Source organism: Gluconobacter thailandicus F149-1 = NBRC 100600, from assembly GCF_000964465.1.
Lineage (GTDB): Bacteria > Pseudomonadota > Alphaproteobacteria > Acetobacterales > Acetobacteraceae > Gluconobacter > Gluconobacter thailandicus.
Map to the genome: position 1 here is coordinate 1 of NZ_BANH01000096.1, position 5,494 is coordinate 5,494.

General features: G+C 52.3%; 7 protein-coding genes. 4 read left to right on the forward strand and 3 right to left on the reverse strand.

From position 1 onward, the window contains the following. Positions 1-149 (reverse strand): DUF6538 domain-containing protein (locus tag B7444_RS17505; RefSeq protein WP_373277520.1); only part of this gene is annotated, 149 nt, incomplete at its 3' end. A 130-nt stretch (positions 150-279) separates the two neighbouring features. Next, positions 280-1,275, reverse strand: coding sequence for an epoxide hydrolase family protein (locus B7444_RS15555; RefSeq protein ID WP_048855226.1), 996 nt, complete (start codon positions 1,273-1,275; stop codon positions 280-282). A 511-nt stretch (positions 1,276-1,786) separates the two neighbouring features. On the opposite strand from B7444_RS15555, the gene B7444_RS15565 reads away from it, so the two are divergent. From B7444_RS15565 to B7444_RS15580, 4 genes are all read left to right on the forward strand, one after another. Further along, positions 1,787-2,425: a tyrosine-type recombinase/integrase gene (locus B7444_RS15565; protein ID WP_035729288.1), complete on the forward strand. Its 639-nt coding sequence runs from the start codon at positions 1,787-1,789 to the stop codon at positions 2,423-2,425. A gap of 50 nt (positions 2,426-2,475) precedes the next feature. Further along, positions 2,476-2,772, forward strand: a complete 297-nt coding sequence (locus B7444_RS15570) for a type II toxin-antitoxin system Phd/YefM family antitoxin (RefSeq protein ID WP_007283300.1) — start codon at positions 2,476-2,478, stop codon at positions 2,770-2,772. Further along, complete coding sequence (locus B7444_RS15575) at positions 2,769-3,152, forward strand: type II toxin-antitoxin system VapC family toxin (protein ID WP_007283301.1); 384 nt, start codon at positions 2,769-2,771, stop codon at positions 3,150-3,152. Before B7444_RS15570 ends, B7444_RS15575 begins: the two co-directional genes overlap by 4 nt. Positions 3,153-3,228: 76 nt before the next feature. Next, the gene (locus B7444_RS15580; protein WP_146911445.1) at positions 3,229-4,110 is read left to right on the forward strand and encodes an AraC family transcriptional regulator; all 882 of its coding nucleotides are present in this window, start codon (positions 3,229-3,231) and stop codon (positions 4,108-4,110) included. 130 nt (positions 4,111-4,240) lie between these two features. On the opposite strand, the gene B7444_RS15585 is transcribed toward B7444_RS15580, so the two are convergent. Further along, on the reverse strand, positions 4,241-5,032 hold the full coding sequence (locus tag B7444_RS15585; RefSeq protein WP_146911447.1) for a hypothetical protein: 792 nt from the start codon (positions 5,030-5,032) through the stop codon (positions 4,241-4,243). Positions 5,033-5,494 lie beyond the last annotated feature (462 nt).

Below are 5,494 nucleotides of genomic sequence, written 5' to 3' on the forward strand. Positions count from 1 at the left end.
GCTTGGGCGGTGGATTTATCGCTGGTGCGGAGCGAACGGACAAGGTGTTCACCCAGGATGGGACGTAGGTCTGCCGGGATACGGATTTTCAGATACCAGCCAATGCCTCGACGGGTCATATATGGCGTTGCCAAGCAATGTCTTCCCATGTGCCACGGTTATGTGCCACACGCCGAAAAACCTGCAAAAAATTGTCTGAAAAATCAATTACTTAGAGTCATGGCGTGCCAACGGCAATGAAACCGAGAACTGGAACCTATTGATATCGTTTGAATGAAATTAAGCGGCTGTCCCCTGATGGATTGAATGTTCGAAACATCGACCTGTAGGAGGAGCATCTGCTTTGGGGGGAAACCGGTCGGAACCCTCCAGGCGCTTGCCATGATAAATCCATGTCGCCGTCACGACTGCTGAGGGCGCGAGATAGAGCATGATGTTAGTGATCAGCTTCTCCTCCGAGAACCTGCTCCAGATGTCGGGACTGCCATCGGCGAGCATCGGGAGGTCTGCCCATTTTCCAAACTTTTCGAGTATCCAGCCGGCCGCGCCCACTGCACTGTCAGCCAAAGCAACACCTAGTGTCTGTGGGCGCGTTTCCTGCTCGTGATTGTAGCCGGTCTCCCGGTCGAGAATCACGGCGCGCCGGGAGAACAGATCCTTTTCCTTCGGGGTGGTCGGAATAGCGTCCTCGGCGAAGATGCTCATCATGTTGATATGGAAGCCGAGCAAGGCGTCAGGATGTGTATAGGCCATCCAGCTCGCGATATGTGCACCCCAGTCACCCCCCTGGACGACATAGCGGGTCTGCCCGAACAGACAAACCATCAATCCGTGCATAAGTTCGGCGGCCCGTCGCGGGCCTATGACACCAGTGATCGGATTGGAAAAGGCAAAGCCGGGGAGGGAGGGAACGACAACGTCATGTCCGTCCGCGGCCAGGGGCTCTAACAGCTTCTCAAACTCAAGATACGAGCCTGGCCAGCCGTGGAGAAGAAGGACAGGTGGCCTGGAGTCATCACCTTTCACATGAAGGAAGTGGAGAGGCTCGCCTTCTATGTCGGTCGTAAAATTGGGCAGCTTGTTAAGATGCTGCTCGACCATACGCCAGTCGTAACTGTCTTTCCAGTAGGCGACGAGCCGCTTCAGATCCTCAATCCCGACGCCTGCAGACCAGCCACCCGCATCCGGAAGCTGGCTCCAGTCATAGGCTTCGACACTGGCCCTGATCGTGGCAAGCCGTTTGTCAGGTATATTGATTACATAAGGCGAGATCATGATCTTCTCCGTGCCGGGGCGTCGCCGCATGACTTTCCACGCAGGCACTGTTGATAAAGCGTTACCCTTTAACTACCCGCGTTCGTCATGGTTCGTGAGGTTCGCCGTATTCGATTTGCCGTCCAGCGGTGGGTCGGGAACTGACCGCTCTGAAGAGATCACTACTCGCTTGGTCCGGCGTCGTCCGGGGGGCATCCCGGACGACGCCCTTTACAGCCTGGACGGGCATCCCATCCCAAAAATGGCTGGTACGAGGCTCTGCGCGGCAATCCAGGCGATCATGTCTTTGGCATCGGGGGCGGTCATCTTCTGATGATCGATAATGCCCGGGGACTGGCGGATATCCTCCTGCAGAATCTCTGATGAGCAGGTGATTGGTAGACCTGTGGTAATTCCGTAAGATTAGATCAGTCTTTATCCGAAAGCGGACGGGCGGGATAAGCCTTTACCGGTCACTATCCTCCTCCAAACTGCTGATTGCTGCATGTGCAGCTGATCAGGAGGACATATCATGGAGAAGAAAACTCGTTTTCCATCGCCTACGTTAAAAGCGTCCGTGCCTTGGAACGCAGGAAAAATGGTTGGTGCCAAGCGTGCGCTCAAAGAAAAGCACGTCTGGGCTATTCGGTTCTGGCTGGGGAGCGAACAGCGTGTCAGAGACAAGGCTTTGTTTGATCTTGCTCTCGATAGTAAGCTCAGAGGCTGTGATCTTGTCAGCCTTCGTATTGGCGACATCGTGACCAGCGGTCAGGTACGTCACCGAGCCATGGTCGTTCAGCAGAAAACTCGGCGACCTGTACAGTTCGAAATTACAGAAACAGCCCGGGAAAGCGTGCGAACCTGGCTGGAACACCGAGGTGGCGGCCTGAATGAATATGTTTTTCCCAGTCGCCTAAGCCCCAAAGCTCATCTGAGCACAAGGCAATACGCCCGGCTTCTGGATCAATGGGTTCAGGCGGTGGGACTGATCCCGGGGGAATATGGAACTCATTCGCTCCGCCGGACTAAGGTGGCCATGATATACAAACGAACCAGTAATATCCGGGCGGTGCAGATTCTGCTGGGTCATTCAAAACTGGATAGTACGGTTCGATACCTTGGGGTGGACGTCGAGGACGCTCTGGCACTGTCGGAAGCCACGGATCTCTGAAATCGAATAGGCATCAGGAATTCTCTACCTCCTCCTTCTGTGTACATGGTATGATGACACACAAGGAGGAGATCATGAGCGAGCATCTCTCAGATAACGCGCCAATCCCACAGAAAATCGGTGTTCGGGAGTTCCGGGGAAATCTGACAGCGTATCTGCGTCAGGTCAGACAGGGCAGTACGATCCTCGTGACGTCTCACGACCAGGTTGTCGCTGAACTACGTCCGCCGGCTCCTTCCTATCGCCCCCGTCGTCAGCCGGGAGCTCTTCGCGGGCGGATCAGAATGAGCGAAGATTTTGATCAGACACCTCTCGACGTTCTTGAAAGTATGGAACACGACCTGTGAAGGTTCTACTCGATACGCATGCATTGCTCTGGTGGCTTTCGGACTCCGACCGGCTGGGTGAGACTGCACGGGAGATCATTGCAGATCCGGCCCACGATATTCTGGTGAGTATCGTGTCACTCTGGGAGATTGCGATCAAAATCCGTATCGGAAAGCTGGATGCGGATATGAACGATATTCTGGTAGCCATTCCTGCGGAAGGCTTCTCTCTGCTGCCAATACAGTCTGAGCACCTGCAGATCCTGATGTCTTTGCCCCTGCATCATCGTGATCCGTTTGACCATCTCCTGATGGCACAGGCGCAAGCTGAACACGCCACATTCCTTTCGGAAGACGGGCAAATGGATCATTACCCCATCAAGAGAATACGCTGTTCATGAATGCAGAAACCGCAAGATCGGTCGGGCGGTCTTTGCAGCCACATGTCTAGATACTGTCGCCACGATGGAGCCGATAGTGACGCCAGCACTCCAAACCTACCATGCCAGAATGAAGCGGGCGCTCGATCATATCGACCGGCATCTCGACGATCAGCTGAACCTCGAAGCATTAAGTAAGGTCGCAGCGTTCTCGAAGTTTCATTTCCACCGGCAGTTCACGGCGACCTTCGGACTGTCAGTTCATCGTTACATTCAGCTTAACCGAATGAAGCGCGCTTCGTTCCGGTTGGCTTATCGTGACGATCAGAGCGTCACGCAGATCGCGATGGATGCCGGTTACGACGCCCCCGATGCTTTTGCCCGCGCTTTTCGCCAACGGTTCGGACAGTCGCCGTCGTCGTTCCGAAAATCTCCTGATTGGGAGCCGTGGCTTGCGGCCTTCGGGCCCCTCATCAATGCGAGGAACAAGCTCATGCAACAGATTTTCAATACCAGTGATGTGACCATTAGAGAGGTGTCACCCATTCGGGTGGCGATCATGGAGCATCTTGGGCCTCCCGCCACGATCGGGACGACTATTCAGCGGTTCATCAGATGGCGAAAAACGGTCGGGCTTGTGCCGCGGAATAGCGAGACGTTCAACATATTCCGTTGTGACCCGCGGGCTACAAGCCCGAGCGATTACAGACTGGATTTATGCGTTGGGACTGAACGGGTCTTCGAAGCAGGCAATGAGGGCATTATGTCCAGCACCATTCCAGGCGGGAGGTGCGCCGCCTTGCGGGTCGTAGGTAATACCGACGATCTGGAAAACGCGGCTCTCTATCTTTATCGCGACTGGCTTCCGCAAAGCGGGGAGGAAGCCCGCGAGTTCCCCCTCTACTGCCAGCGCATCACATTCTTTCCAGAGGTGCCCGAGCACGAAGCGATCGCAGACCTCTTTCTGCCGCTCAGATAGAGGTTCTGGAATGGCCGCCTGTACCTCCCAGGCGATAAGCGGTTTGACGCGCAAAATCCCTGTCGGTTTAACCGAAATGGAGCACACAGGCTGTAATCGCCCTCTTTGCGGACACGAATTAACTGAGTTGCTAACATTCGGTAGGAATCACTTCCTGTGCGCCAAATGAGAAATGGCTGGTATTCAAATAGGATTGGATTTCAAGGAGGACCTTTTTTCGCGCTGCTTGGTGCGCTTCACCTCGGCTTGAAGGGTGGCCAAGACGAAAGCATTGAATTTTTCCATACAGCTTAAAAGACCAAAGATATTTATTCGGAGTATGTTCAAACGTACGACCATCAAAGCAAACGGCATTTTCTCCTTTGGTAGGAAAGAACTCTCTTCGGACGATGTTTCCAGCGTTGCCGCAAGCGAAAACGATGACGTCCGGCTCCAACACTTCGATCTGAGCCTTTAATAGTTTTTCAGAGAGTTTTTTCAGAGCTGAATAATGCGGGGTCTTGGCTTCTGTCGGGATGCCGTTTTTCCAATCAAGCGCAAAAATATTGCTCCAGGCAACATTCCCTTTACCGGTAATTGCTGCCACGTTTCTTACGAAATTAAAAAAGCGCATCCCGCGCTCTCCACGCCGTGCCATCATATTGTTGAAGTGCTTTTCGTGCATTTCCATAAGCTTCTGGATGCAACAATGCAGCCCATCAGCGGGATTTATAGGATTTTCAGGTTTCCATCCACGCGTCTCACGCCCGACTACTAAAACACGCTTCCCTGGCGTCCACTCTATTGGAACATCAGGCAGAAAAAGGTTCGAGAACCCTGTGTAATCTGATGTCGATCGAAGCTCGCTAAATACCAATAACGGATTTGCATCTTTCAAAATCTCGGTATATTTCGATATTAGTTTCTGCCTAAGGTCTACCATAATATTTTCTCGCAAATGAACCAAATTAAAGATCACAAATTAATACTAGGAGAATTTATTAATTGTCAAAAGATCGATTCCAGATAATGCAATTTCCTCAATAATTTATCTTTTACTGCCACCTTTGTTCCTGAAGTAGACCGTCTGTCCCCCTCAAAATAGCATATCTACTTGGTGATACATGAACGGACAGACGCTTTTCGCCTACATGGAAGACATACAAGCGTTGCAGGAACGCAGGCAAAGCAGACATGAGTGTTTTTCTAAGTTTTGGTATATTCAGCTTACCATCCCCCGCTGAAAGCGGGATTGCGCGTAGAAATTACGCTGGTGGGTATCAGGCGCCCTTGGCAAGACCATTTAATGTCATATTTGAGGCAAAACGATAAGCAGTGTTCGTGTTGGTCTTTATTATGAGCCTAGGTAATGTTGACAAAAGATCTAGACGATTTGGCTGAGATC

Coding starts and splice junctions, on each gene's coding strand:
- B7444_RS15555 (WP_048855226.1), bottom strand. CDS start 1,275: ATGATCTCGCCTTATGTAATCAATATACCTGACAAACGGCTTGCCACG.
- B7444_RS15565 (WP_035729288.1), top strand. CDS start 1,787: ATGGAGAAGAAAACTCGTTTTCCATCGCCTACGTTAAAAGCGTCCGTG.
- B7444_RS15570 (WP_007283300.1), top strand. CDS start 2,476: ATGATGACACACAAGGAGGAGATCATGAGCGAGCATCTCTCAGATAAC.
- B7444_RS15585 (WP_146911447.1), bottom strand. CDS start 5,032: ATGGTAGACCTTAGGCAGAAACTAATATCGAAATATACCGAGATTTTG.